We start from the raw sequence: 26470 nt of genomic DNA on the forward strand, positions 1-26470 counted from the left end.
TTTTTTACGTTATCCAAAAAACTCATAAAATTTGGAGAAGGAATAACCCCTTTCATAGAGAAATATGCTTGTATAGTCCATAGAATAGCCAAAATCGGACTACATTGTTCACAGCCAAAACAACCAAAAATTTGGAGGAGTGATCGAGGGTGAAGGAGAAGGTGCGTGTTGGAATGATCGGTCTCGGCGCACGCGGCATGGGGCTGCTGAGAGGAATCATCCTGCATATGGAAGATGTCGAAGTTGTCGCGGTCTGCGACCTGTATGAGGATCGCTGCGAGCAGGCGGCCGGTTATGTTCAAGAGGCCGGTACCGCCAGACCGCTGGTGACGACGAAATACCACGAAGTTGTGGCCCTGCCGGGGCTGGACGCCGTTGTTATCGGCGCATCCTGGGCGGATCATATTCATATTGCCGCGGCGTGCATGGAAGCTGGGATCTACGTGGCCAGCGAAGTCGGCGGCGCTTATTCGGTGCAGGAGTGCTGGAAGCTGGTAGAGACGTATGAGCGCACCGGCGTACCCTGCATGATTATGGAGAACTGCTGCTACGGACGCGAAGAACTGATGGTGCTGAACATGGTCAAGCAGGGCGTATTCGGCGACATCGTTCACTGCGCCGGCGGTTACCATCATGATCTGCGCGAAGAAATTGCCTACGGCATCGAAAACCGGCATTACCGCCTGAACAACTATATTCACCGCAACTGTGAAAACTACCCGACGCATGAGCTTGGACCCATCGCCCAGATCCTGGGCATCAACCACGGCAACCGGATGGTATCCCTCGTTTCCATGTCTTCCAAAGCCAGAGGCATGCATGAATACGTCGTCCGGGAGAGAGGCGCCGATTCCGCGCTCGCCCAGACCGAATTCATGCAGGGCGATATCGTCACCACCGTCATCAAGTGCGCCCATGGCGAAACGATCACGATCACGCTCGACACGACGCTTCCCCGCTACTACTCCAGAGGATTCACGGTCCGGGGCACCAAGGGGATGTATGTGGAGGAGAACCATTCCATTTACGTTGACGGACAGCATGACGAGAACCACTTTGACTGGAGGGAACAGTGGGGCAACGCCGATTCCTTCCGCGAGCAGTATGAGCATCCGATCTGGAAGAAATTCATCAGCGATGGCGTGAAGGGCGGCCACGGAGGTATGGACTGGCTGGTTTACTCCGAATTTATCGAATGCGTGAAGAACGGCACGGACACGCCGCTTGATGTGTACGATATGGCAGCATGGATGAGCATTTCGGCCCTTTCCGAAGAGTCGATCGCGCTTGGCGGTCATCCGGTGGCGATTCCGGATTTCACGAACGGAAAGTGGATGAGCCGCTAAAACGATAGAACGACAAAGGGATTTTTTCGATAAGAGTGGCCTGTTTCCGTTTCGGATAAACATTGCCGAATGTACAGGTTAAGGGCGCTGGCGATCAAGCCGGCGCTCTTTTTTTGTCTAACGGATGGGCATCCCTATCCTACTAGCCAACAATTTGTTGAAAGCACTTTCACATCATATGATATAATGCAATAAAAGCAGACATACCTAATATATCAATTACTTCCATCGTTTGCATCGTTAAAGCGCAGCCGCTGCTGGCCCAAAAGGTCCTTTCCCTTCATATTATTTGTTCATAAGGAGACGAGTCCGTACGATGTTTAATGTTCTTGTAGTAGACGATGAGCATATCCAAAGAGAAGGCATTAAGGATTTGATATCGGAATACCGGTTTCCGTTCCACGTGCTCGAAGCCGAGAATGGCCGCGCGGCCGAAACCATTTTGAACCGCCACCCGATCGATATTCTGATTACCGATGTCAAAATGCCGCTGATGAGCGGCCTTGAGCTCGGCCGGCTGGCGAAAAAAACGCAGGACAACCTCAAAATCGTCATTTGCAGCGGATACGACGAATTCGAATACGCGAAAACCGCCATTAAGCTGGGCGTCGTGAACTATCTGCTCAAGCCGCTTGTGACTGAGGAATTTTTGGAGGTGATGGAGGAGATTACGCATATTCGCCCCCATGCCGGCGAGCCGGAGATGGAATCAGAGGAATCGAAGGTGATCCGCCAGGTGAAGGAGTTCGTGAAGGACCACTTTCAGCGCGACCTGTCCTTAACGGAGGTGGCCAATGAGGTGTATTTGTCCCCCGGATACTTGAGTATATTGTTCAAGAAAGAAACCGGGATGAACTTTTCCAAATATTTGACCGACCTCCGCCTTCGCAAAGCAGGCCATCTGCTGATGAATTCCAATATGAAAATCAACGACATCGCGGCGTTCGTCGGCATCGACAACACCTCTTATTTTTGCCGGCTGTTCAAAACCAACTACGGCGTCAGCCCATTACAGTATAGAGAGAGCGGGAATGTCCATGCTTCACTGGATCAAGAGCAGGTTCAATGATATCCGGTTCCGCAACAAGCTGCTGCTGTCCCACCTTTTTATCGCCCTGATTCCCATTCTGCTGCTCGGCGTTCTCGCCTTTATCCAATCCTACCGCATTCAAATGAAAGAGCTGAAGAGCGAAGCCGCGGCAAGTCTGGACCAAGTGGCGAACATTCTCGATTATAAAATCAACCGCTATAATACGCTGAGCGAATTTATCGTGCTGAACCGCGACTTTTCGAAACTGTTTACCCGGAACTATGCGGACAACTACTTCGAGATGTTCCTCGACTTTCGGGATATTATGGACCCGCTCATTTCCAATACGAAAACGATGGACGACAATATTGAGGGCATTACCTTCTATACGTCCGGGGATTTGCTGGGCATCCGGGACAACATTTTGCCGCTCAGCGATTTGAAGCAAAAGCCGTGGTTCGACGGTTACCGGGGCAGGCATTGGGTGGTGGACGGAAGTCATGTATACCTGGTGCAGGAGCTGATCAGCAATTTGAAGGACAGCAATTACATGGTGATTTCGGTCAATTACGACAGCATTTTCTCGGACATGGACAAGCTGTCGGATCATATCACCGTGCAGATCGAGGGTCCGCAGCATCAGACGATATTCCGCGAACAGGCGGCGGACGCACCCGCGCAAGGGGCGACCCAGCTTGACCGGACGCTGAAGAGCAATGGCTGGACGATCCATTATTATCTGTCCAATGCAAATGCGTATGGTAACGCGATGACATTTTTCAAAATCACCCTGCTCGTTATTGCCTTAAGCCTGATCGTCGCCTTTTTCCTGATCTATATCGTGTCGAACAACTTCACGAGGCGGATCATTCATCTCAAGCACAAGGTGGACAAGGTCGAGCAGAACAACCTGGACGTAGTCATCCAGAGCTCTTCGCGGGACGAATTCGGGGAACTGACCAACGGTATCGGTAAGATGCTGGGGCGCATTAACAGCCTGATCCACCAGGTGTACCAAGCGGAAATCGCCAGGCAGCAGAGCGAGTACCAGCGGCTGATCAATCAGATCAACCCTCACTTTTTGTACAACACGCTGTCTTTTATACACTGGCGGGCTAAAAAGAAGCGGGATTTAGAAACCGGGTACATGGTTTCGACGCTGGCCAAGTTCTACCGGACGACCCTGAACGGGGGAAGGGATATGGCGACGGTCTCGAACGAAATCGAGCATATCCGGGCGTATCTGGATTTGCAGCTCGTCATGAACGACGGGGATTTTGACGTGGAGTTCCAAGTAGAGGATGAGACGGCAGATTTGAAAATCATTCACTTCGTGCTGCAGCCGATTGTTGAGAACGCGATCAAACACGGTTTCACCGATCCGGAGGCCGAGGAAACTCCGCGGATCGTCATTGCAGCGCACCGGCACGAGCGCATCCTGACACTGAGTGTAACGGATAACGGCGTCGGCATGACCCCTGTTCAGGCCGCAAAGCTGCTGTCTGCCGAGAACGGGGGAACCGGCGTGAAGAACGTCAACGACCGGATGAAGCTGTTTTACGGGCCGCCGTACGGCCTTGCTATCGACAGCGTTCCCGGGAAGGGCACGACGGTCACCCTGACGTTTCCCTTGAAGCCGGTGGACTCGGAACCGAACGGATTGGCCGAGAGCGCGGCTGCCGTTCAATAAATGGCGGTAGTGGGGCTTGGCGGGTAGAAGGAAGAGCGGGCCTTCGTATGGAAAGAAAGTAAAGAGGTAAGGAACGCAGAACGCGAAGAACGCAAGATCATATAAGGAGGAACACACATGTTTGAACATTTGGTCTCATTTAAATTTAACCGCATCCTTGAACCGGAGCTGGAGCAGGAGCTGCTCGGACTGCTGTGGGAGCTGAAAGATCAGATTCCCGGCATTGTTGAGCTTACGGCCGGCCTTAATGAAACGGAGGAAACGGAGAACATCCACGGGTTCAGCCTTGGGCTTCGCGTGACTTTCAAAGACCGCGAATCGCTGCAGGCCTACGGGCCGCATCCGGCGCATCAGGAATTTGTCCGCAAACTCGATGGCTTGATCGAGCAGGTCGTGGTGGTGGACTACCCCATTCAGGGCTGAGCATGATTGAAGGGGGGCCGCGTGAAGGTTGACCGGGTCCTAAACAACGCCTGGTTGGCCGCCCCGACGATGTGAAACTATCCCTTGGCGACGAGTCAACCATTCCTTGATCGCATTCGAATTGGTGGCGATCAACGGGGTGATGTGCTCGTCGCTTTTTTGCTTGAATGAATGCAGCCCACGCCACAGCGTCTGGCTGCCGACCGTTACGCCAGAAGCCAGAGGAGTGCCCCCGATCGGAGGCGCTCCTTTTATGTGGCCAAGCTGCCCGCGGGGCATTCATGAAAAAAGTGACACAGAACGGAAAAATGTGATATATACGATTTTTTTGGAACCGCATACAATTTTACTTGTACAAGGAATCGACAAGAAAGGGGTTCAAAGGGATGAACAAGCGAAAAATATCGTCTCTGTTGGCCGTCACCGTCATTACAGCGCTCGTTGCGAGCGGATGCGGCGGCGGAAGCGGCAAAGCGGAGGACAAGGCTGTCAGCGAAAAGGACTATGAGCCGTACAGCAAGTACGAATCCCCGGTGGAGTTTACCATCGGACGCAATACGAGCCATACGAACAATCTGCCGAAAGGCGATTCGATCGAGAATAACATGGCGACCCGATATGTCGAAAGCAAGGTGAACGTAAAGGCCAAGGTGGCCTGGGAGACCGACGATATGGACCAGAAGCTGTCTTTGTCGATGACGACCGGCGATCTGCCGGACGTGATGCTGGTCAGCCGCACGATTTTCAACCAGCTCGTGGACAATGACCTCATTGAAGATATGACCGAGGTATATGAAAAAACCGCCTCCGAGGGCGTCAAAAACATTTACTCTTCTTACGGGGAGCTGCTGCTCGATCAAGTGAAGGTGGACGGCAAAATCATGGGTCTGCCGATGACGAATATCGGCAACCAGCATCAGCTGCTGTGGATCCGTAAGGATTGGATGGACAAGGTCGGCGGCAAGCTGCCGCAATCGGTGGACGATGTATGGAACCTGGCCAAAACCTTCGTGGAGAAGGACGTCTCCGGAACCGGCAAGACGATCGGATTCGGGATGAATCAGGACGCGATGAATTTTTCGCCGATTTTTGCGGCCTATAACGCGTTCCCGGGCGAGTGGATCAAGAAGGACGGGAAGGTCGTGTACGGCTCCGTGCAGCCCGAAATGAAAGAGGCGCTCGCCGATTTGGCCAAGCATTACAAGGAAGGGCTGATCGACAAGCAGTTTGCGGTCCGCTCGGACGAAGAGAAGGAAGCTCTGGTTATCAACGGCCAGGCCGGCATGCTCTTTAACCCATGGTGGATCGGATACACGAACTACAAGGATTCCATCAAGCAGGATCCGAAAGCCGAATGGGTGGCGGTCTCCGCACCAGTGGACGATAACGGCAAATTCAAGACGATCCGGCAGGACCCGGTCGGCGGGGGCATCGTCGTCGTTCGCAAAGGGTACCCACATCCCGAGGCGATCATGAAATCGATCAACCTGACAACGGATTTCCTGTACTCGCTGACGGACGACGCCGTCCAGTATAAGAAGGATCATGCCAGCGAAGGACTGACCGACCACAGCCGCTGGAATAACGAGCCGACGCAAATTCCTATGCAGGTGGACTATGACGATGTGCTCAAGCGTTATTACGACGACATTATGAAGGCTGACAAAGCAGGCAGTGCCGACGGAATTCAGGAAGACCGCGTCGTATCCTACGAAGCGTACCAGGAGTTCAAGCAAAAGGGAACTGCGATCGACGCTAATACGTACGGCGAATATCTGTCCCGGATTGAGGGGCAGCGGGAGGCGAACAACCCGAATCTCGAAGTGATCCCGGCCGGCTTCTACGGCACGACGGAAACGATGAAGCTGAAATGGGCCAACCTGCAGAAGATGGAGCAGGAAATGATGCTGAAGATCATCATGGGCCAAGCCGGCATCGATGCTTTTGATCAATTCGTGTCGACATGGAAGAAGACCGGCGGCGATGAGATTACGCAGGAAGTAGAAGAGATGAGCAGCAGATAAGGGTTTCTAGGCTTTGGAACGCATCGTCAGGGAGCCCGGCTACGGTTTGGCTCCCTGCATTATTGTTACGGACCGTTTACCGGTCCCCGTTAATACATCCTGGATAAATGGAAGTGATAAGCATGTCTTCGCTGGAAGCAAGTCTTAAGACGGAGCGGCAGGTTTCGGGACGGATACGGAAGAAACGGAAAGCGTTTCATGAAATGACGTATCACTTCATGCTGCTGCCGGGCATGGTGCTGCTGTTCATTTTCTCCATCGTCCCGATGTTCGGCATCGTGATGGCCTTTCAGAAATTCATTCCGGCCAAAGGCATTTTCGGCTCCAAATGGGCCGGGCTGTCCAATTTCACGTATATGTTTCAGCTCCCGGACGCGAAGCAAATCTTCGTCAATACGCTGGTCATTGCGGTCGGGAAAATCATTCTGGGGCTGATCGTGCCGATCGTGTTTGCGCTGCTGCTGAATGAAGTACGTCTGAAAGTGTTTAAAAGCACCGTGCAGACCATCGTGTACCTTCCTCACTTCATGTCCTGGGTCGTGCTCGGCACGATGATGACGATGATCTTCTCTTACGATGGTATGGTGAACAACATCCTGCAGCTCTTCGGACTCGATCGGACGATGTTTCTCGCCAGCAACACCTGGTTCAGGCCGCTGTTGATCGTGACCGACACCTGGAAGGAGTTCGGCTACGGAACGATCGTCTATCTGGCCGCCCTGACGGGCATCAATCCTTCCCTGTACGAATCGGCGGCTCTTGACGGGGCAAGCCGGTGGAAGCAGACGCTGAACATTACACTGCCGGGAATTTTGCCGACGATCGTTCTGCTCGGCACGCTGAGCCTGGGCAATGTGCTGAATGCCGGTTTCGATCAGGTATTTAATATGTACAATCCGCTGGTGTATCAGACCGGGGATATCATTGATACGTTCGTATACCGGATGGGTCTGATTCAGATGCAGTATTCGTTTGCCACCGCGGTCGGCTTGATGAAATCGGTCATCAGCTTCGTGCTGATCATCGTGTCCTACAAGCTGGCTTCCAAATACGCCGGTTACCGGATTTTCTAGAAAGGGGCGCTGATTTGCATGATACAATCGAGAACGTTCGGGGCGCAGGCTTCCCGCTTCCTGATCATCCTGGTGCTGGTGCTGATCGCCTGCCTGTCCCTGGCCCCGATCATCAATACGATCATGGTGTCGGTGAGCAGCAGCACCGCGGTCAATGCGGGCAGGGTGTATTTTCTCCCGGTAGATATTAATTTCTCCTCCTACGTCAAAATTCTGGATGACGAGAAGTTTTGGAGAGCTTTCCTCGTGTCGGTGGAACGGGTCGCCTTGGGCGGAGCCATCAACATGCTGCTGACGATTCTGATGGCATACCCGCTGTCGAGAACGGCCTCGCAGTTCCGGGCCCGCAACGTCTACATGTGGATCATCGTGTTCACGATGCTGTTCAGCGGCGGCATTGTTCCATGGTATATGGTCATCAGCAAGCTGGGGTTGATCAACTCGATCTGGGCGCTCGTGCTGCCCGGCGCAGTCCCGGTCTTTAACGTCATCCTGCTGATGAACTTTTTCAAAGGGATTCCGAAGGAGCTGGAGGAGGCGGCCTTTATCGACGGGGCGGGTCCGCTGAAAATTTTGTGGCACATCTTCATCCCGGTTTCCCTGCCCAGCCTGGCGACGATCACCTTATTTGTCATCGTGGGCCACTGGAACAACTTCTTTGACGGGATTGTGCTGATCAACGACAGCCATAAAATTCCGCTGCAAACGTATCTGCAGCAGCTGAATTTGACCCGTGACCAAATGCAGAATCTGTCGGTCGAGCAGCTGCAGCAGTACAACAAAATCTCCAACACCACGCTCAACTCGGCTAAAATTCTCGTATCCATGATACCGATCCTGCTGATTTATCCGTTCCTGCAGCGGTATCTCATTCACGGCATCGTACTGGGGTCGGTCAAGGAATAGACGGATCCTGGATAGGCAGAACATGACAGCGATCATAAAGGACGGGGCTGACCGCCAAGCTTTGCAAAAAGCTGCCGGGTCAGCCCTGTTCGGCGTTCGCCGGGACTTGCCGGAGTGGAAGCGATAAGCAGAGCGGATAACCAAATGTTGACTTCAAAAATGAACTTATGTTATATAAAAATAAGAATAATTAGCACTCATTATGTTTGAGTGCTAAGATACTATGTTCGTTGAAGGGAGTATTCTAGATGTCCAAGAAAGAGTTTAAGGCCGAATCCAAACGACTGCTGGAAATGATGATCAACTCCATTTATACGCAGCGGGAGATTTTTTTGCGCGAACTCATCTCCAACGCCAGCGACGCTATCGATAAAATCTATTATAAAGCGCTAACAGACGACCAGCTGGTATTCAACAAAGACGATTATTACGTCCGGATCACGCCGGATAAAGAAGCCAGAACGCTGACGATTTCCGATACGGGCATCGGGATGACACAGGAGGAACTGGAGAACAATCTGGGCGTCATCGCCAAGAGCGGTTCGCTGGCCTTCAAGAATGAGAACGAAGCCAAGGAAGGCCACAACATTATCGGCCAGTTCGGGGTCGGCTTCTATTCGGCCTTCATGGTGGCGGACCAGGTGACGGTCATCACCAAGGCGTTAGGCTCCGATACGGCGTACAAGTGGGAGTCTGCTGGAGCGGACGGATATACGATTGAGCCTGCTGCGAAGGACGCCTTGGGTACGGAAATTATTTTGACAATCAAAGAAAACACGGAAGAAGACAATTACGATGAGTTTCTGGAGGATTACCGCCTTCGGACGATCATCAAGAAGTACTCGGACTTTATCCGGTACCCGATCAAGATGGAAGTCACCGGACACCGGCCGAAAGAGGGCGCGGACGGCGAGTTTGAGGAATACCGCGAGGAGCAGACCGTGAACAGCATGGTTCCGATCTGGCGCAAGAACAAGGGCGAGCTGACCGAAGAGGACTACGTCAACTTTTACAACGAGAAGCGCTACGGGTTTGACAAGCCGCTCACTCATGTGCACATCAAGGCGGACGGCGCCGTTGTTTACAACGCGATCTTGTTCATTCCGGAGCACACCCCGTTCGATTATTATACGAAGGAATACGAGAAGGGGCTTGAGCTCTACTCGAACGGCGTCCTTATCATGGAAAAATGCGGCGACCTGCTCCCGGATTACTTCAGCTTCGTCAAAGGAATGGTCGATTCCGAGGACCTGTCGCTGAACATTTCCCGAGAAATGCTGCAGCATGACCGTCAGCTGACGCTGATCGCAAAAAATATCAAGAGTAAGATCAAGAGCCAACTGCAGACGCTGCTCAAGGATGAGCGTGAGAATTATGAGAAGTTCTATGAGGCGTTCGGCAGACAGCTGAAGTTTGGCGTATACAACAATTACGGCGCGGATAAGGACGTTCTTCAGGATCTGCTGCTGTTTACCTCTTCTAAGGAAAAGAAGCTGGTGACGCTGGACGAATACGTATCCGGTATGCCGGAGGATCAGAAATATATTTACTACGCGGCCGGCGAATCGGTGGAGCGGCTTGAGAAGCTGCCGCAAACGGAAATGGTGACCGATAAAGGCTACGAAATTCTGTATTTCACCGACGATATCGACGAGTTTGCCATCAAAATGCTGATGAAATACAAGGACAAGGAATTCAAATCGGTATCAAGCAGCGATCTCGGCATCGAGACGGAAGCAGACAAGAAAGATGAAGCGGCGGAGACGGAGAGCAAGGAGCTCTTCGAGGAGATGAAGAACATTCTCTCCGGCAAGGTGAAGGACGTCAAGGCTTCAAAACGGCTGAAGTCCCATCCGGTCTGCCTGTCCACGGAAGGCGACTTGTCGATCGAAATGGAGAAAGTGCTCAAAGCGATGCCGAGCGGCCAGGACATCCAGGCCGACAAGGTGCTGGAGATTAACGTCCACCACGAAGTGTTCCAGTCCTTGAAGGATGCTTATGACAAGGACCGGGAGAAGCTGGGGCTGTACACGAACCTGCTGTTCAACCAGGCGCTCCTGATCGAAGGGCTGCCGATTCAGGATCCGGTCGAGTTTACGAACGATATTTGCAAAATCATGGTGTAAGCCAAGCTCTTACCGGACTTGCGGCAGATGCTTGACAGGCGGTACAACCCGGCCTGCCGGAGTTTTTTCTCCGGGCCGGGTTCCTTTTTTTGCCGGAAGGCGGGCTGCGAAGCGAACATCGTGTATAATGGTAGAAGGGCGCAGGGTGATGCCTTAATCGGTCATGCTGCGCATGCTTAATAACGAAGAAGAGGTGTACATGTTGGAAGACCCTACGTTACAACTGGAACAAACGAATATACAGCATGCCATCATCGGCGAACCCATGACCAGCTTGTCCGAGATTTTGCTGAGCCTAACCAAGACGAGGTTGTCCGCGCTGGCTTCCGTCCACAGCATCACAGGTCGTTCCAAGATGAAGAAAGAAGAACTTGCCGAAGCGCTGTCGGATTACGTCACGAATACGGGGAATTTGACGTCCATGCTGCTCCAGATGGATGGTGCCGAATGGAGCCTGTTTGAGAAGCTCCTTCAGGAGTCTTCCGTTCAAGATAATACGATTCCATATGGGGATTACGCGTTTTTGCTGGATCGCGGGCTCGTATTCAGCTTTTTTTCGGAAGGTCAGCTGCATCTGATCATGCCGGAAGAAATAAGAGACGCCATCCGTAAGGCTGATTTGCCTGCTTTGAAACAGCAGCACGGCCAGCACCAGCTGGCTTATCAATATATTGTTGCCGCATCCCATCTGTACGGAGCGGTTAAGGTGGACAAGCTTCTTGAGATCTATAATGCGCAGAATGAACAGGCGCTGAGCTCGCAGGAGCTTCTGGATGAAGTGAACGGGGCGATCGGCCGGGGGGAGCACTTGCTCCTGCACGGCGAATATATCGTGAACGGCTATCTGCTCCACGACATGGACGAGCAGAAGATCAACGACTGGATCGCGAAAGCCGAAGGGAAACCGCATTACGTTCCGGACCAGGAGGAACTGCTCCGGTATACGGACGAAACGTATTTTGAAATGACGCCGCAGTTGTCCGCACTACAGCAGTATGTGCTGCGGGAGCTGTGCAAGGACCAGGAGACGGTGGAATACCTGATTGACGATCTCCAGCTGGCGTGCGCCAAAGGCTCCTCGATTCAAGATCTGATCTACGAATTCGAGAGCCGCAAAATCAATTTCAAAAACCCGCTTCAGGCACAGCAGACGATTCAGCTGCTGACTGAAATCTATAACCATACCCGGATGTGGGCCAATAACGGCTTTACCCTGGTGGAGCTTCAGGCCATTGCCGATGGCGTAAAGCCGGAGTTGGTGAAGCTGGTGAACGTTTCCGCAGCGGATACCGTGCCGAAGGTGGGACGCAACGAGCCGTGCCCTTGCGGCAGCGGGCTGAAATACAAGAAATGCCACGGAAAATAAACGCTTCTGGCTCTAATTATCCTATATAGATCATCAGCTATAAGAGCGGCAGTCCGGGACGCGAACGTCATGTCCGGGGCTGCCGTTTTTTGCGCGTTAAAAAGGCCGTCCCCCAGGAGTGAGTCACCTGATTGGGGCAGCCTTTTTCCAAGTACAAACCATGTGGTTGACAGCCATCATGCAAATGCCATACCACGCGATTAGTTGCAAAAATGCATCTATTTGATTGGGTTTTCCCCGGTACGGTTGGATTAAATGCAAAAGTGCATCTATCTATTTATAGCCAAATTTCCAATACCCGCATCCTCTCATTCACGCCTCGCAGCCTATCGTATTGTCTTTCAGCAAATGCCCGTAGTTGGCCTTGACGAACTCCAGAACCTTGTCGTAAATGATGCGGTGGCCGTCCCGGTTCGGATGAATGCCGTCGGAGCAGATGAATTGGGTAAAGTCCGGATGGGCGAGAAAAGCACCCCGCACGTCGATGTACTTGGTTTTGGTCAGCTCGGACACCTTGAGGATGGTCGAATTATAACGCTCCTGCCACCAGTAGATTTTGGTGACGCTGCCGAGGAACTTCATGATGTTTTGCTCCGCTTCGGGGTTGTCCCGGCTGACCCACTTGAAGTATTTATCCGCGTTGAGGGGAGGGAGGCTCATGAGTACCGGGGTAATCGACTGGCTTTTCAGAAAATTCACCGTATCCGTCAGCATCTTCTCAAACAGCGAGAAATCCGTCTTGGGACGGTGTTCCGCATCCGGATTGCTGGCAATTTCGTTCCAGTTAAAATCGCAATCGTTGCCGCCGTATTCAATCAGCACCATGCTGGGCTTATCCTTCAGGATTTCCTTCTTCAGGCTGCCGATGCCTTTGATCAGCGTATTGCCGAATCTTGCCGTGTTCTTCACAGCCCCCTTCAGTTTGCCCTGAAGAAGGGATACATAATTATCCTCGAGGATGACATATTTGCTGCGTGTTTCATCATACACGACACCCTTGGAAATCGAGTCCCCGGAAACGATGTATGTGGCGTCTATTCCGGGCTCCAGTCTGCTGTCGCTCATTTCTTCACCTCTCCCTAACCGTTCAATTCCTTTAATTGTAATCCAGGGCTTCGCCAAGCGCAAATGATGTCGCTTTCCGTCCGGATGGGCGTCCCGGCTTTGGTGAAAAATGGACAATATGGTACAGTTATAGCCAGAAGGGAGTGATTAAGCATGGCCGTATCCATTCAGATTCAGCAGACCCCGAACCCGCACTCGCTTAAAGTCAATGCGAGCCAGAGCCTGTTCGAAGGGCCGAAGAGCACCTCGCTGAAAAAAGGGGACAACACCGACCATCCGCTCGCTGGCGCGCTGCTCAGCATCGACGGAGTGGACAACATCTTTGGCATCGGGACATTCGTCACCGTCAGCAAAATGCCGGACGCCGATTGGGAGAACATTGTTCCGAAAATCGAAGAGGCGTTTACCAACGTCTACGGAGAATAATAACAGCTGAGTGCGCTGCACGAAAAGCAGCGGGCCAGAAAAGCTATCCGCCATAATTCGGGACAAATTTGATGAATCCGAATTGAATGAATGAAAAAGCTCCCGCCGTGCTCTTAGCCTCAACGTAGAGGAATGAGCGCGATACGGGAGCTTTTTGCTTATAGTAAAATCGTCAAGCTTGGCCGCCGCAAATCTATTTTAGATGCGGCTACGAATTTGTCTGCATCACCTGATCGATACGTACGGCCGCTTCCTGCGCCTTGAGGCACAGCTCCGCCGCTTTGAAGCAGTGTTCCTGAGTCATGGCATTCTCAGTCCGGTTCAGACAGTCGAGAATAAGCTGGCCGAAGTAAGGATAGCCCACTTTGCCTTTGACTTCGAAGTGCTGCTCGCCGTCCCGGTTCACCAGGTAGACATGATCGCCGCGCGGATCACGTGCGATGTCGATGTATTTGCGCAGCTCGATGTAGCCTTCGGTGCCGAGGATGATCGTCCGGCCGTCGCCCCAGGTGCCGAGACCGTCCGGCGTGAACCAGTCGACCCGGAAGTACTGGGTAGCGCCATTGTCGCCTACCAGGGTCGCGTCGCCGAAATCCTCAAGCTCGGGGTAATCCGGGTTGTTGTAGTTCGCTACTTTGCTGTGCAGAACCTTGGCGTCCTTGCAGCCGGCATAGAACAGGAACTGCTCGATTTGATGGCTCCCGATATCGCACAGAATGCCGCCGTATTTATCCTTCTCGAAAAACCAGTCCGGACGAGACGGCGCGTTCAGCCGGTGCGGGCCGAAGCCGGTCACCTGAATGACTCGGCCGATGGCTCCTTTCTGCACGAGCTGACCGGCATAGACCGCCGACTCCACATGAAGCCGCTCGCTGTAATACACGGCGTATTTTTGCCCGGTTTCCTTCACTTTCCGGCGCGCCGCTTCCAGCTGGTCCAGTGAGGTGAACGGTGTTTTGTCGGTAAAATAGTCTTTTCCGGCGTCCATCACCTGCAGCCCGAGGGGGCCGCGTTCGCTGGGCACCGCAGCTGCGGCCACTAGTCGGACCTCGGGGTCCTCGAGCACCTGCTCAAGGCTGTCCGCGATCTGTACTTGCGGAAACTTATCGGCAAAAGCCTGACTTTTCGCCAGATCCGGATCGTATACCCATTTCAGCGTCGCCCCGGCTTCGATCAGCCCGTTGCACATGCCATAGATGTGCCCGTGATCCAAAGCCGCCGCCGCAAAAACAAATTGTCCCGGCTCCACGACATGGTCCGGCTTGCCTTCCGGCGCGTAGTTCATTCCGTCTTTATTTTGTATGGTCATGGCCTGTCACATCCTTTCGCGCATGAGCTGCGCGAACTCTTTCAGCAGCTCACGCGAGGAATATTGTTCGCTGAAATCTTCTATTCCCAAGTACCCGTCGTAACCGACGGATTTCAGGTCATTGAGCAGCGAGGTGAAATCTACGATGCCTTCGCGCATCGGCGCCCATTTCGAACGCCACTTGACCGTTCCGTCTTCCCGGGTCCCCTCACGGACCCACTCGGCATTTTTGATGTGAACGTGAGCGAGGTAAGGACCGAGAAGCTGAAGGCCCATCCGGGAATGCTCGAAGCCTTCATGGATCATGTTGCCCGGGTCGTACAGGACGCCGATATGGTCCGGGCTGCAGTGGCTGGCCAGACGGTGGGCTAGCCCGGCGCTCGGCGCGATTGTACCGTGATGGGTTTCAATGACGCCCTTGACGCCGTACTGTTTGGCCATTTGCTCGGCTTCTTTTAAATAGCGGACCGTCTTGTCGTACAGCTCGTTGTAGTCTGAGCTTCCGTTGTAGCCCGCCACGCCGATGCGGATCATTTTTGCACCTAGCTCTTTGGCCGTCCGGAACACATGCTCCGTATCCTTTAGGTCCAAATGGTTCAAATAAGGGGTGATGCTGACGACTTCAAGCCCCTGCGCAAGGGCCAGGTCTTTGAATTTCCGCATTTGATCCGCGGGAAGGGAAGGGTCGATCGAGCACAAATTGTTGCTCCAGAACGACGGCTTCTCGCTTGCGGCGCTTGCGGGAACTTCCTTGAAGCGCCATTCCACGCCATCCAGTCCGGCTTCGTTTGCGGCTTGCACAAGCTCTTCAGGATTCAGATCCGGGGTGACGACGGTAAATACCGATAGTTTCATAGGGCGATTCTCCTCTTATCGAAAATGGGATGTCCATGGAAGTCATTCATCTATAATCAGGTACCGATGCTATGGAAGCTAACTTGAACTTGCTATTGCCAAGCGGATCAGTGGGTTCCCGAGACGTCGAGCACTTTGCCGCCGGCAGCTTCCTTGCGGAACGTCGAGTTTTTGATCTTCTCCTGCAGCTTGTCGTAGAAGAGATCCTCGTCGAGCGGAAGGTCCACCCAGTTGTCCGTCCAGGCAGACAGATGCATCGCGTTCGAGATCGTCAGGCCGCGGATGCCTTCTTCGCCCGGGGCGATCAGCTTCTCTCCGTTCAACAGTGCGTTGGTGAAGTTCTGCAAAATTCCGTTATGCTGAGGACCGTGTCCCCCGTGCACCGGAATGTCGCATTTCCAGCATTCCGGCTGGCCGAATCCGCCGGTATATTCCGCGTTGAACTGTGGCTCGGGCACGCGCAGGCGCCAGAAGGTGATCTTGTCGTCTTCGACGACGATTTTTCCGTTATCTCCGGAGAGCTCGAACCGGTTCGTTCCCGGCGCTTCGCCGACGGTGGTCACGAATACGCCGGTAGCTCCGTTTTCATATTCAACATAAGCGGTGACATCGTCTTCGACCTCGATGTTGCGGTATTTTCCAAAGTGGCAAAATGCGCGGACGCGCTTCGGCATCAGGCCTGTCGTCCACTGCCACAGGTCCAGCTGGTGCGGGTCCTGATTCAGCAGCACGCCGCCGCCTTCGCCGGCCCACGTGGCACGCCATCCGCCGGAATTATAGTAGCTCTGCGAGCGGTACCAGTTGGTGATGATCCAATTGGTCCGTTTGATGTTCCCCAGTTCTCCGGACTGCACCAGGTCGCGCAGCTTGGTATACAGCGGCGAGGTGCGCTGGTTGTACATAATACCGAACAGCTTGCCCGATTCGGAAGCAGCCTCGTTCATTTCACGAACCGCCTTGGTGTACACCCCGGCTGGTTTCTCGACGATGACGTGGTATCCGTTCTCAAAAGCTTTGATCGCCAGCGCAGGATGATCATAATGCGGAGCGGCGATCAGGACGACATCCATTGCGTGCGAAGCGAAGAACGCCTCCGGCGTGTCGAACCTTTGCACCGATTCCGGCAGATGGGCCTGCGCCCACTCCAGACGGGCCGGGCTGGTATCGCATATCGCCGTCAGCTGCGCCCCCTTGATTTTATCCACCAAACTCAGTGCATGACTGCTTCCCATATTACCGATGCCGATAATGCCGTATCGTACTTGCTCCATCTTAAAAATCCCGCCTTCCCATTGATTATGAACAAAGTTTGCAGGCATGTAAGCCATTTCATCTTTCTCAAGCTTAGCCCGAATGACAGGGGAAGCAAATGGCTTAGATTAAGAGGGTTTTGCATAAAATTAAGGTGTTTTCGTAAAATGGGGATGATACAATGGCAGTACATCAGACGACTATTTTCTATATAAGGAGGGGCTTGATATGGCACAGGCCATGCAGCTTGGCGCGCGTCTTCCGGAAGGGCTTCGGATGCATGTCAGTCACGTCCAGCTCAAGAGGGGCTTTCCCGACTGGAACCGGGCCGAAGTCGCCCCAAGCTTTCATCGGCTCTATTACATCACGGAAGGTGAAGGCTCGGTCGTAATCAACGGCGTTACGTATTATCCCAAGCCGAACCAACTGATGATCATGCCTGCGGGTACGAGCCAGACGACCTACACGTCCAAGGAAAATCCATACACGCGCTATTTTTGCCATTTTGACGCGCAGGTGGGGGAGTGGCCCTTGTTCCATGCGGGGAGCAAGCTTTATATCAGCGACGTCGGCGACGCGGATTTTATTCGAAGCACCTTTAACGATATGATCGGTCAATTTCAAGAGGGCGGGCCTTTTGCGGCCTTGCGCATGCAGGCGGGTCTGCTGCACATGCTGGCCTGCTGCCTGGAAGAAGGCGGATACACCGACTATTGGATCGATTTCATGCAGCATACGGAAGGGAACAAGCTCGGCGGCGTGCTGCAGTACATTCATGACCATCTCCGTGAATCGATGGAAATCGAAAAGCTGGCCGAGATCGTCCACCTGCATCCGAACTACTTTATTCCTTATTTTAAAAAAGCGATGGGCTGCACGCCGATGCATTACGTTCAGCGCAAACGGATGGAGGAAGCTAGACGCCTGCTTTCATTTACGAACGCGCCTATCGCGGATATTGCCGATCAGCTCGGGATGCAGCTGTCGCACTTTTCCCGGCAGTTCAAGGGGCATACGGGCATGTCGCCGACGGAGTACCGGGCATGTACGCGTTAAGAACGATCTTCATATGGAGAAAAGGAACCCGCCTGCAATTTGCAGACGGGTTATTTTTTGCTTCGGTATACGCGTTCCGGACGGCCAACGAGACCATAGGATACGTCGGCAAAGACAATACCGAAACCTACGAGATGTTCCAGGTATCTCCGGCTAGTCGAGCGACTGATGCCGATCAGCTTGGCCACCTGATGGGCGGTTAGCCCCTCATTCACTGTCGATATGGTATGGACGACTTTTTCGAGCGTGAGTTTATCAATCCCTTTGGGAAGAAATGTATTCTCGGAGAGCGGCTCCGCTTTGACTGGGCTTGCCAGCAAGCGGTCCACATCGCTCTGGCCGATGCTGCCGGCCGTATCCAGCCGGGATAATTCCCGTTGGAAGGCCGCGTAGTGCAGCAGCGTCTCCTTCAGTCTGTCGAAGATGAGCGGCTTCATGAGATAATCGAACGCACCGCTGCGGATGGCTTCCCGGATCGGTTCGATTTCCCGGGCGGCGGTAATCATAATTACATCTGTGCTTCGGTAATGCTGACGGATGAACAGCAGCAAATCCAAGCCATTCGCGTGAGGCAGATAGATATCCAAGAGCACCAGATGGGGCTCCAGGATTTCCAGCTGCGACTTTGCCTGTATTTCATCCGTGGCGATGCCGACGACTTTAAACCCGGGCACTTGTTCAATGAACCGCCGGTTAATTTCCGCGATTTTTGTGTCATCCTCTACGATTAACACCTCAAGGACTGCGTTTTGTCCTGGCATTTCCATTGGGATGCTCCTTTCTGAATAGACCGGGTTGTTTGGGGATCGCCACCGTAAAGACCGTACCGCCGCCCGCTGTATTTCGATTGAACGTAATGTAACCGCTTAACTTACTGACCGCATGAACGACAAGGGCAAGCCCGATCCCGCGGTGTGCCCCCGGTTTGGTAGAGAAGCCCTTTTCATAGATCGTTTCTCCGATGTCTTCCGGAATGCCGATTCCGTTATCCTCGCATTCGATAATCAGGTCCTCACCCAAATCCGTCAGAAACAGCGTAACTTCGCCTTTGGATTCGGAGAAGGTTTGCCGTGCAAGAACGGCTTCCATCGCGTTGTCGATCAAATTTCCGATAATGGTCACGAGCAGGCTGCGGTCCATATTGTCCGGGATGTCAGCGAACGTGCTCTCAGGATCGATCTCAAAGGAAAGCTTCAGCTCTTGGGCGTGATTGTACTTGCCGATCAGCAGCCCACCGATGACCGGGTCCGGGATTTCCCTCATAACAAACTGAATCAAATGCTGGTGGACGTTCACTTCGCGATTGATCAGGTCTACCGCTTCTTGGTAAGACTCCAGCTGGATCAGGCCAGATATGACATAGAGCTTGTTGGAGTATTCGTGCGTCTGCGCCCGCAGCGATTCTGCAAAACGCTTGACCTGGGATAATTCTTCGGCCAGCCGGTATAGTTCCGGCTTGCTGCGGAAGCTGGAGACCGCCCCGGTTAATTGATTGTTCATATCCATGATAGGGAGCCTGTTTACGATCACTTCGTGGTCGCCGATCAGCATCTCCCGGTCGAACTCGGATTCGCCGCTCCGGACCACCTCCAGCAGCCGCGTGTTCGGAAGGACGTCCTCTATATGTTTTCCCATGATCGTTTCGTTCTCCGATAGATTCATCAACTGAAGCGCGAAACGGTTAGCCATCGTAATGAAACCATCCCGGTTAATGGCGATGATTCCTTCGCGGATCGATTCCAGGACCGCCTTTTTCTCTGTATACAGCGCGCCAATCTCCCTGGGCTCAAGACCATGGATGGAGCGTCTTACGCTGCGCGCAATCAGAACGGCTCCGCTAGCGCCGACGGCCAGACCGATCAAGCAGACCAATAAAATTTCATTTTGGTATACATCATTTATCCGATCGATGTTATCTGTCAGGAATCCAACCGAGACGATACCGATCACCGTTCCGTCGTCCGCGATAACAGGGGCTTTCCCCCGAACGGAAGGCCCCATGGAGCCGGTAGCTTTGGACACGATGGAATGTCCCGCAAGCACAGGGCCGTTGTCGCCGCCAACCATGGATTTTCCGATCCGGTCCGGCAGCGGATGCGAATATCGTATGCCTTCGCGGTTTCCTACAACGATGTACTGGGCGTCTGTTTTGATCCGGACGTTTTCAGAAATAGGCTGGATGATGGCCGAGGGATCCGGCTCGCTGAAGGCTTTTCTAATCTCCGGCATGATGGCTAGAGTTTCGGCTACTTTTAAGGCACGCTGACCGATCTGGTCCTCGAAAATGTTCGTGATCACGACATAAAAAATACCGCTTAGGCTGAGGGTGATAAAGGCAATCAGGGAACAGATGATCCAAATCAATTTTGTCTGCAGCCGCATGAATACCGGACGCCCCCCGTTTTTTTGCTTTTATTGTAGCATAAACCTGTTTGAAAGGGCTTTCATCTTATCGTGAACAAAATGAACAAAATGCCCATAATCGTGTTTTTAGATCTTATGTGCTTAACATTTGCTAAAGCTGCAGCGGGTGATATGCTGAGAACCACAAAAAAGAAAGCGCATACATCAGTGCGGCAGCATGTGGGAAGAAAGTTTAGATGAATGATGCGGAGGGTACTTAGATGAATACAAAAATGCGGAATAAAACCTGGAAAGTGATTCCCGCAATGGTGCTGGCGCTCAGTTTAGCCGCTTGTGCCAATGGAGGAGCAGCGAACAAGGAAGGGGCTTCCAAAGGGTCCAATTATCCCGAAAAAGCCTTAACGCTCGTGGCACCGTCAGGAGCGGGAGGAGGATGGGATATGACAGCCCGCACCATCGCCAAGGTATTAACCGAGACGAAGGCTACCAACAAGGCTATCACGGTAGAAAATAAACCGGGCGGAGGCGGCGCGGTTTTCATGGCCGAGTACGCGACCAAGGACAAGAAGGATGACTACAGATTGTTTGTCAGCTCTCCGCCGATCCTGATCAACAATTTGAAAAAGGAAGGCAACTCGCCGTATGGATATCAGGATACGACGCCGCTGGCCCAGCTGACAAAGGACTACGGTGCTATTGCCGTATCGGCTAACTCCAAATACAACGATCTGAAATCGCTGCTTGATGATTTGAAAGCAGATCCGGCCAAGTTCACGATCGCCGGCGGCTCAGCCCCAGGCTCCATGGATCATCTCGTGTCCATTCTCCCGGCATTCAAGTATGGAATTGATCCCAAAAGCGTAAAGTACGTGTCTTACGACGGGGGAGGCGAAGCCATTACCGCGCTGCTTGGCGGCAACGCGGATGTGCTGGGTACGGATGCCTCGTCGCTTGACCAGTATTTAAAGGCTGGAAAAATCAAGGTGCTCGCCGTGGCCGCCCCTGAACGTCTGGGGGGAAGCTTGAAAGACGTACCGACCATGAAGGAGCAGGGAATTGAAGCTGAATTTCTCATTTGGCGAGGTATTTTTGGTCCCAAGGAGATGAGCGCTGAAGCCAAGAGCTATTGGGATCAGGCTATTAAAAAAATGACCGAAACGAAAGAGTGGGCGGCCGAGATGACGGCGAACAACTGGGAAAATGATTACAAGAACAGCGACGATTTCAAGGCTTTCCTGGCCCAGCAAAATGATCAGCTCAAGGAAATGCTGACCGCTCTCGGCATGCAGAAGTAACGGCGATAGGAACGTCAGGGGAAGAGTCTTTCTTTCCCCTGTCTGAAGAGGAGGCGTGAAGACGATGAATCATACATTTGACCGCTATGCCGGTATCGTATTTTGTGCGGTCGGCATCGCTTTTGTCATCGGGAGCACAAGTATATCGACAAGTGCCTATGGCAGCAACGTCGGCGCGAATATCTTTCCGATGTTTCTCGGCGCATTTCTTTCGCTGATGAGCATCAGGCTGATATACGAAACTTTCCGCAGGCAGCAGAAGCAGCAGAATCAAGAAAAGCTCGATTACAGGCGTTTCGGCATTATTTTTACCGCCGCAGTGCTGTACGCGCTTTTCCTGGAGGATATCGGATTCGTCATCTCGACCTTCCTGTTTCTGATGATAGGCTTTCAAACGATGCAGAGGGGCCGCATCTGGGCTTCAATTGTAATCTCTGCCTGCTTCTCTTACGGTGTGTATTATCTTTATGTCAACGTGCTGGATGGTACCCTTCCCGGTTTTCCATCTTGGTTAGTCTTTTTCTAGGGGGTTGAACAGTGAGCACAGTTGAGTATTTGCTGCATGGACTAGGGACCGCGATGCAGTGGCATAATCTGGTCTTCGTATTTTTTGGCGTATTAATCGGTACCGTCGTTGGCGTTCTGCCCGGCATCGGTCCCATGAGCGGCGTGGCACTGCTTATTCCGATAACTGCAACCATGACATCGGGTCTGAGTCCTGAAGAAGCAGCCACAAGCTCAATTATCCTACTGGCCGGTGTGTACTACGGCGCGATGTACGGCGGGTCCACTACTTCGATACTGCTCAATACCCCCGGCGAATCCTCGTCTGTTGTCACGACATTGGACGGATACCAAATGGCGAAGCAGGGACGAGCGGGAGCGGCGTTGGCGATATCGGCCATCGGTTCGTTCGCCGCAGGCATCATCTCCTTGGTTGGACTTATCTGCCTGGCCCGCCCATTATCGGCGGTTGCGATCAAGTTTGGTCCTGCAGAATATTTTTCGTTGATGGTGCTTGGACTGCTTGCCATAAGCGGTCTGGCCGGCAAATCGATGGTCAAGGCGCTGATAATGACAGCGTTCGGACTGCTTCTCGCGACGATCGGGATCGACAGCGTATCCGGTGTAGAGCGGTTTACCTTCGGGATTCCTGAGCTTTATCAGGGACTGGAATTTTTGACGATTGCCGTAGGCATGTTTGCGGTAGGGGAAGTGTTTAAGACCATTTTGGAGCGGGACAATAACGACGGAGAAATCGCAAAAATCAGCCGTATTCTGCCGACGAAGCAGGATATGAAGGATAGCGCTGCACCGATCGCCCGCGGTTCCATTCTAGGTTTCTTTATAGGCCTGCTGCCAGGAGCAGGGGCCATTCTAGCATCCTTTTTTGCATATATTGTTGAAAAGAAGATCAGCAGACATCCCGAGAAATTCGGGAAAGGCGCTATCGAGGGGGTAGCGTCGCCGGAATCGGCGAATAATGCGGCTTCCGGAGGTGCCATGATCCCACTGCTCAGTCTGGGGATTCCGTCTTCCGGTACGACGGCGATTTTGATGGGTGCTTTTATTATGTACAATGTGCAGCCGGGTCCCTTGCTGTTTCAGGATCATCCCCAGTTGGCATGGGGGGTTATTGCGAGTATGTTCGTCGGCAATCTCATGCTGCTGATTCTCAATATGCCTCTAGTCAAGCTGTTCGCGAAGGTGATCGAAACGCCTGCTAAATATTTAATTCCTTTGATTATCGTCTTTTCGGTCTTCGGGGTGTACGCCGTCCAGTATTCGACATTCGATCTATTGTTAATTATGGGTTGCGGCGTCGTTGGGTATGTGTTGTCCAAAAACGACTTTCCGCTTGCGCCTCTCGTGCTCGGACTTATTCTCGGACCTATGATGGAGAATAACATGCGGCGCGCGCTTACGATTTCCAACGGCGATTTTATGATATTCCTTCAGAAGCCGGTTTCCCTGGTATTTCTGTTTATTGGACTGTTATGGATTACGATCCCGTTGATCCTGAAGCTGAAAGGCAAGAAGGTTCTTGTTAATGAGGAAGGCTAGGAAAGGAAATGTCATTTATGGATATGGAGTGGCTGCTTCTCGGTCTTTTGAAAATTATTGTTATTAATATCGTGCTGAGCGGCGATAACGCTGTCGTTATCGCTCTCGCTTGCAAACACCTGCCGCCCGAACAGAGGAAGAAGGCGATATTCCTTGGCAGTTCCGGTGCGATTGTTCTCCGCTTTGTACTGACCATTGCTGCCGTTTGGCTGCTGCAGATTCCTTTCGTACAGTTGACGGGAGGCATTATGCTGCTCTGGATTGCGCTCAAACTCATGTCCGGCGAAGAAGGAGAGGAAAAGCTTGAAGCAAGCGCCCACCTCGGAAGAGCCATCAAAACCATTATGATCGCCGATCTGGTGATGAGCCTTGATAATGTGGTAGCGGTGGCCGGAGCGGCGTCAGGGAATTACGTCTTAATCGCCGTCGGACTTGCAGTTAGTATCCCATTAATTATTTGGGGCAGCAGACTGCTAATGTCTCTAATGAACAAATTTCCGGTCATCGTTATTCTTGGCGTTGCGCTTCTCGGCTACACAGCGGGCGAAATGATCCTAAAAGAAAAGAGGTTCGCCGGTTTTATGGAAGCTTTACCTCATGTTTTTTACATCATCATCCCGTTGGTGCTCGCCGTTTTGGTTGTCCTTGGGGGGAGATTGATGCAGCACTAGCGTCAGATGCATGAATCCCGGAGCAATCCGGGCGCAAGTACCTCACAAAGGTAAATGATTAACTTATATTTTAACGGATCTGATTAGGAAGTGGCCAAGAGGCGATAAAAAAGGTGTTATCTGGCGCGGCCTATTGGTTGAAATTTGATGATGGGGAGCGTGGGAGATATGGCTGTGCCGAAATCGGGGAGCACGAATATCGTCGTCCGGGTGGAAATGGACAAGGCCTCGGCTGCATTTGGAAGGATCGCTATGGCGATCGGGGATTCAGGGGGAGATATTGTCGCCATTGATGTCAGCGGGACGGGAAAGGTCACTACGATTCGGGACCTGACGGTCAATATCACGGATACGGGAACGAAAGATCTAATTGTACAGGTTTTGGATAAACTTCCCGGCGTCAAGGTTCTGCAGGTTTCTGACCAGACATTCCTGATGCATTTGGGAGGGAAAATTGAGGTGACACCGAAAATGGCCATCAAATCGCGGGATGATCTGTCACGAGTTTATACTCCCGGTGTTGCCAGTGTATGTATGGCAATTCATGAGGACCCTTCCAGTGCCCACACCCTTACCATCAAACGCAACACGATTGCAGTGGTGTCAGATGGGAGTGCCGTGCTCGGGCTCGGAAACATCGGTCCACTTGCCGCAATGCCCGTGATGGAAGGGAAAGCGATGCTGTTCAAGCAGCTGGCGGGTGTTGATGCCTTCCCCATCTGTCTGGACTCGCAGGATACGGAGGAAATTATCGCGACGATTAAACGGATTGCTCCGGCCTTTGGAGGTATCAATCTGGAAGACATCTCGTCTCCGCGCTGCTTTGAAATTGAACGGCGGCTGATCCAGGAGTTGGACATTCCTATTTTTCATGATGATCAGCATGGGACGGCTGTCGTTCTGTTGGCAGGCCTCTATAATGCAGTTAAATTGGTCGGGAAGAGGCTCGAGGATTGCAAGATCGTGCTGTGCGGCATCGGTGCAGCCGGCATTGCCTGCACCAAAATCCTTCAAGCTGCCGGTGTTACGCGGATCGTTGGAGTTGATCGGGACGGCGCAATAGTCCGTGGGAACGAATATACTCATGACGCCTGGCGTTGGTACGCGGAGCATACGAATCCGGACAAGGAGTCGGGGACATTATCGGACGTGATTACGGGTGCTGATATTTTTATCGGTGTGTCAGGACCTGGTATATTAAAGCGAAACGATATCGCTAAGATGGCTTCCGATCCCATCGTCTTCGCTATGGCGAACCCAACACCGGAAATTGCGCCGGAGGAAGCGGAGGGCATTGTACGGGTAATGGCCACAGGCCGTTCGGATTATCCGAATCAGATTAACAATGTTCTTTGTTTCCCAGGACTATTTCGCGGAGTACTCGATTGCCGAGCCTCCAGGGTGACCGAGGAGATGAAGATTGCTGCCGCCATGGCCATTGCTTCGGTTGTGGGGGAGGATGAGCTGAATGAGCAGTATATTATCCCGAGTGTCTTTAATCCTCATGTTGCAGATAAGGTAAAAGAAGCCGTAATTCAGGCTGCCTATGCCTCAGGAGTGGCAAGGCGAAGGGAACGCGGTATTTAGTGATCATTTATCCCATCTTATATTTAATGTGCAGCCGCGAGTAATCGCGTTTTTTTCGGTACATGAGAAGTTGAAGATGGAGTGAATCCCAAATGTACGAATTCTTATGTTCTTATTTCATATAGCGGTTGGAAGGTGTCTGTTAAAATCAAACTGAGCTCCATGTTATAACGTAATATCAATATGGAATATTTTACAACTTGTTATAAAGGTCCAGACGTGGTAAATTATAAATCCGGCCGCTGATAAAGCGCCGGCAAGTAAAAAGAAATTTTTTTAAAAAAAGCTTGCAATTAAGAAATGAACATGATATATTATAAGAGTTGCTGCTGAAACATAAGGCGGTAACGAAAACGAAGTTTGATCTTTGAAAACTGAACAACGAGTGAGTATACATGCGACGGTCTTCGGACCGGAGCAACTTGAGATTAAATCAATCTCGTCAGTTTCAAAATGAGCTACAAACTTTCGTTGGAAAGCTACTCCCTTCGGGTGAGCAGATTCTTCCAACTTTATTGGAGAGTTTGATCCTGGCTCAGGACG

At 52.3% G+C, this 26470-nt stretch carries 23 protein-coding genes; 16 read left to right on the forward strand and 7 right to left on the reverse strand.

Annotation, left to right across the window (positions count from 1 at the left end):
* Nucleotides 1–149: 149 nt before the first annotated feature.
* The 9 genes from CJP46_RS19845 (at nt 150) to CJP46_RS19885 (ending at nt 11984) form a co-directional block, all read left to right on the forward strand.
* Entirely contained in the window at nt 150–1346 is a 1197-nt protein-coding gene (locus tag CJP46_RS19845; RefSeq protein ID WP_094597348.1) for a Gfo/Idh/MocA family protein, read from the forward strand.
* A 316-nt stretch (nt 1347–1662) separates the two neighbouring features.
* A complete protein-coding gene (locus tag CJP46_RS19850) occupies nt 1663–2415 on the forward strand; it encodes a response regulator transcription factor (RefSeq protein WP_094597349.1) in 753 nt (250 codons plus the stop codon).
* Nucleotides 2378–4066, forward strand: coding sequence for a sensor histidine kinase (locus CJP46_RS19855; RefSeq protein ID WP_256992431.1), 1689 nt, complete (start codon nt 2378–2380; stop codon nt 4064–4066). Before CJP46_RS19850 ends, CJP46_RS19855 begins: the two co-directional genes overlap by 38 nt.
* 117 nt (nt 4067–4183) lie before the next feature.
* Nucleotides 4184–4489 carry a Dabb family protein gene (locus CJP46_RS19860; RefSeq protein ID WP_094597350.1) on the forward strand — a complete coding sequence of 102 codons (306 nt, stop codon included), beginning with the start codon at nt 4184–4186 and terminating at the stop codon, nt 4487–4489.
* A 386-nt stretch (nt 4490–4875) separates the two neighbouring features.
* Entirely contained in the window at nt 4876–6513 is a 1638-nt protein-coding gene (locus tag CJP46_RS19865; protein ID WP_094597351.1) for a type 2 periplasmic-binding domain-containing protein, read from the forward strand.
* A gap of 203 nt (nt 6514–6716) precedes the next feature.
* Nucleotides 6717–7586, forward strand: coding sequence for an ABC transporter permease (locus tag CJP46_RS19870; RefSeq protein WP_256992437.1), 870 nt, complete (start codon nt 6717–6719; stop codon nt 7584–7586).
* An 18-nt stretch (nt 7587–7604) separates the two neighbouring features.
* Nucleotides 7605–8492 (forward strand): carbohydrate ABC transporter permease, encoded by an 888-nt coding sequence (locus tag CJP46_RS19875; protein WP_094597353.1) that lies wholly within the window; start codon nt 7605–7607, stop codon nt 8490–8492.
* Between the two features lie 248 nt (nt 8493–8740).
* Complete coding sequence (htpG, locus tag CJP46_RS19880; RefSeq protein ID WP_094597354.1) at nt 8741–10618, forward strand: molecular chaperone HtpG; 1878 nt, start codon at nt 8741–8743, stop codon at nt 10616–10618.
* 199 nt (nt 10619–10817) lie between these two features.
* The gene (locus CJP46_RS19885; RefSeq protein ID WP_179281242.1) at nt 10818–11984 is read left to right on the forward strand and encodes an SEC-C metal-binding domain-containing protein; all 1167 of its coding nucleotides are present in this window, start codon (nt 10818–10820) and stop codon (nt 11982–11984) included.
* A 312-nt stretch (nt 11985–12296) separates the two neighbouring features.
* On the opposite strand, the gene CJP46_RS19890 is transcribed toward CJP46_RS19885, so the two are convergent.
* Nucleotides 12297–13049, reverse strand: a complete 753-nt coding sequence (locus CJP46_RS19890; RefSeq protein ID WP_094597356.1) for an SGNH/GDSL hydrolase family protein — start codon at nt 13047–13049, stop codon at nt 12297–12299.
* A 153-nt stretch (nt 13050–13202) separates the two neighbouring features.
* Here CJP46_RS19890 and CJP46_RS19895 point away from each other — a divergent pair, with 153 nt between their 5' ends.
* On the forward strand, nt 13203–13475 hold the full coding sequence (locus CJP46_RS19895) for a NifU N-terminal domain-containing protein (protein WP_094597357.1): 273 nt from the start codon (nt 13203–13205) through the stop codon (nt 13473–13475).
* A gap of 208 nt (nt 13476–13683) precedes the next feature.
* On the opposite strand, the gene CJP46_RS19900 is transcribed toward CJP46_RS19895, so the two are convergent.
* The 3 genes from CJP46_RS19900 to CJP46_RS19910 all read right to left on the reverse strand — a co-directional run bounded on the left by CJP46_RS19900 (nt 13684) and on the right by CJP46_RS19910 (nt 16910).
* Nucleotides 13684–14778, reverse strand: a complete 1095-nt coding sequence (locus CJP46_RS19900) for a Gfo/Idh/MocA family protein (protein ID WP_094597398.1) — start codon at nt 14776–14778, stop codon at nt 13684–13686.
* Nucleotides 14779–14790: 12 nt separating this feature from the next.
* Nucleotides 14791–15639: a sugar phosphate isomerase/epimerase family protein gene (locus CJP46_RS19905; protein ID WP_094597358.1), complete on the reverse strand. Its 849-nt coding sequence runs from the start codon at nt 15637–15639 to the stop codon at nt 14791–14793.
* A gap of 107 nt (nt 15640–15746) precedes the next feature.
* A complete protein-coding gene (locus CJP46_RS19910; RefSeq protein ID WP_094597399.1) occupies nt 15747–16910 on the reverse strand; it encodes a Gfo/Idh/MocA family protein in 1164 nt (387 codons plus the stop codon).
* A gap of 208 nt (nt 16911–17118) precedes the next feature.
* Between CJP46_RS19910 and CJP46_RS19915 the strand changes: the two genes are divergently transcribed.
* Nucleotides 17119–17946, forward strand: coding sequence for an AraC family transcriptional regulator (locus tag CJP46_RS19915; RefSeq protein ID WP_094597359.1), 828 nt, complete (start codon nt 17119–17121; stop codon nt 17944–17946).
* Between the two features lie 50 nt (nt 17947–17996).
* Here the strand turns inward: CJP46_RS19915 and CJP46_RS19920 are convergent, their stop codons facing one another.
* On the reverse strand, nt 17997–18713 hold the full coding sequence (locus CJP46_RS19920; RefSeq protein WP_306431060.1) for a response regulator: 717 nt from the start codon (nt 18711–18713) through the stop codon (nt 17997–17999).
* A complete protein-coding gene (locus tag CJP46_RS19925) occupies nt 18682–20328 on the reverse strand; it encodes an ATP-binding protein (protein WP_094597360.1) in 1647 nt (548 codons plus the stop codon). Before CJP46_RS19925 ends, CJP46_RS19920 begins: the two co-directional genes overlap by 32 nt.
* A gap of 242 nt (nt 20329–20570) precedes the next feature.
* Here CJP46_RS19925 and CJP46_RS19930 point away from each other — a divergent pair, with 242 nt between their 5' ends.
* From CJP46_RS19930 to CJP46_RS19950, 5 genes are all read left to right on the forward strand, one after another.
* Complete coding sequence (locus CJP46_RS19930) at nt 20571–21605, forward strand: tripartite tricarboxylate transporter substrate binding protein (protein WP_094597361.1); 1035 nt, start codon at nt 20571–20573, stop codon at nt 21603–21605.
* Nucleotides 21606–21669: 64 nt separating this feature from the next.
* Nucleotides 21670–22131, forward strand: coding sequence for a tripartite tricarboxylate transporter TctB family protein (locus CJP46_RS19935; RefSeq protein ID WP_094597362.1), 462 nt, complete (start codon nt 21670–21672; stop codon nt 22129–22131).
* A gap of 11 nt (nt 22132–22142) precedes the next feature.
* Nucleotides 22143–23669 carry a tripartite tricarboxylate transporter permease gene (locus tag CJP46_RS19940; protein ID WP_094597363.1) on the forward strand — a complete coding sequence of 509 codons (1527 nt, stop codon included), beginning with the start codon at nt 22143–22145 and terminating at the stop codon, nt 23667–23669.
* Between the two features lie 23 nt (nt 23670–23692).
* Nucleotides 23693–24340, forward strand: coding sequence for a TerC family protein (locus tag CJP46_RS19945; protein WP_094597401.1), 648 nt, complete (start codon nt 23693–23695; stop codon nt 24338–24340).
* 168 nt (nt 24341–24508) lie between these two features.
* Entirely contained in the window at nt 24509–25927 is a 1419-nt protein-coding gene (locus CJP46_RS19950) for an NAD-dependent malic enzyme (RefSeq protein WP_094597364.1), read from the forward strand.
* A 276-nt stretch (nt 25928–26203) separates the two neighbouring features.
* Here the strand turns inward: CJP46_RS19950 and CJP46_RS36855 are convergent.
* Nucleotides 26204–26470, reverse strand: a 267-nt coding sequence (locus CJP46_RS36855) for a hypothetical protein (RefSeq protein WP_218831041.1), incomplete at its 5' end; no start/stop codon positions are given.

Source organism: Paenibacillus sp. XY044 (assembly GCF_002257645.1).
Lineage (GTDB): Bacteria > Bacillota > Bacilli > Paenibacillales > Paenibacillaceae > Paenibacillus_AQ.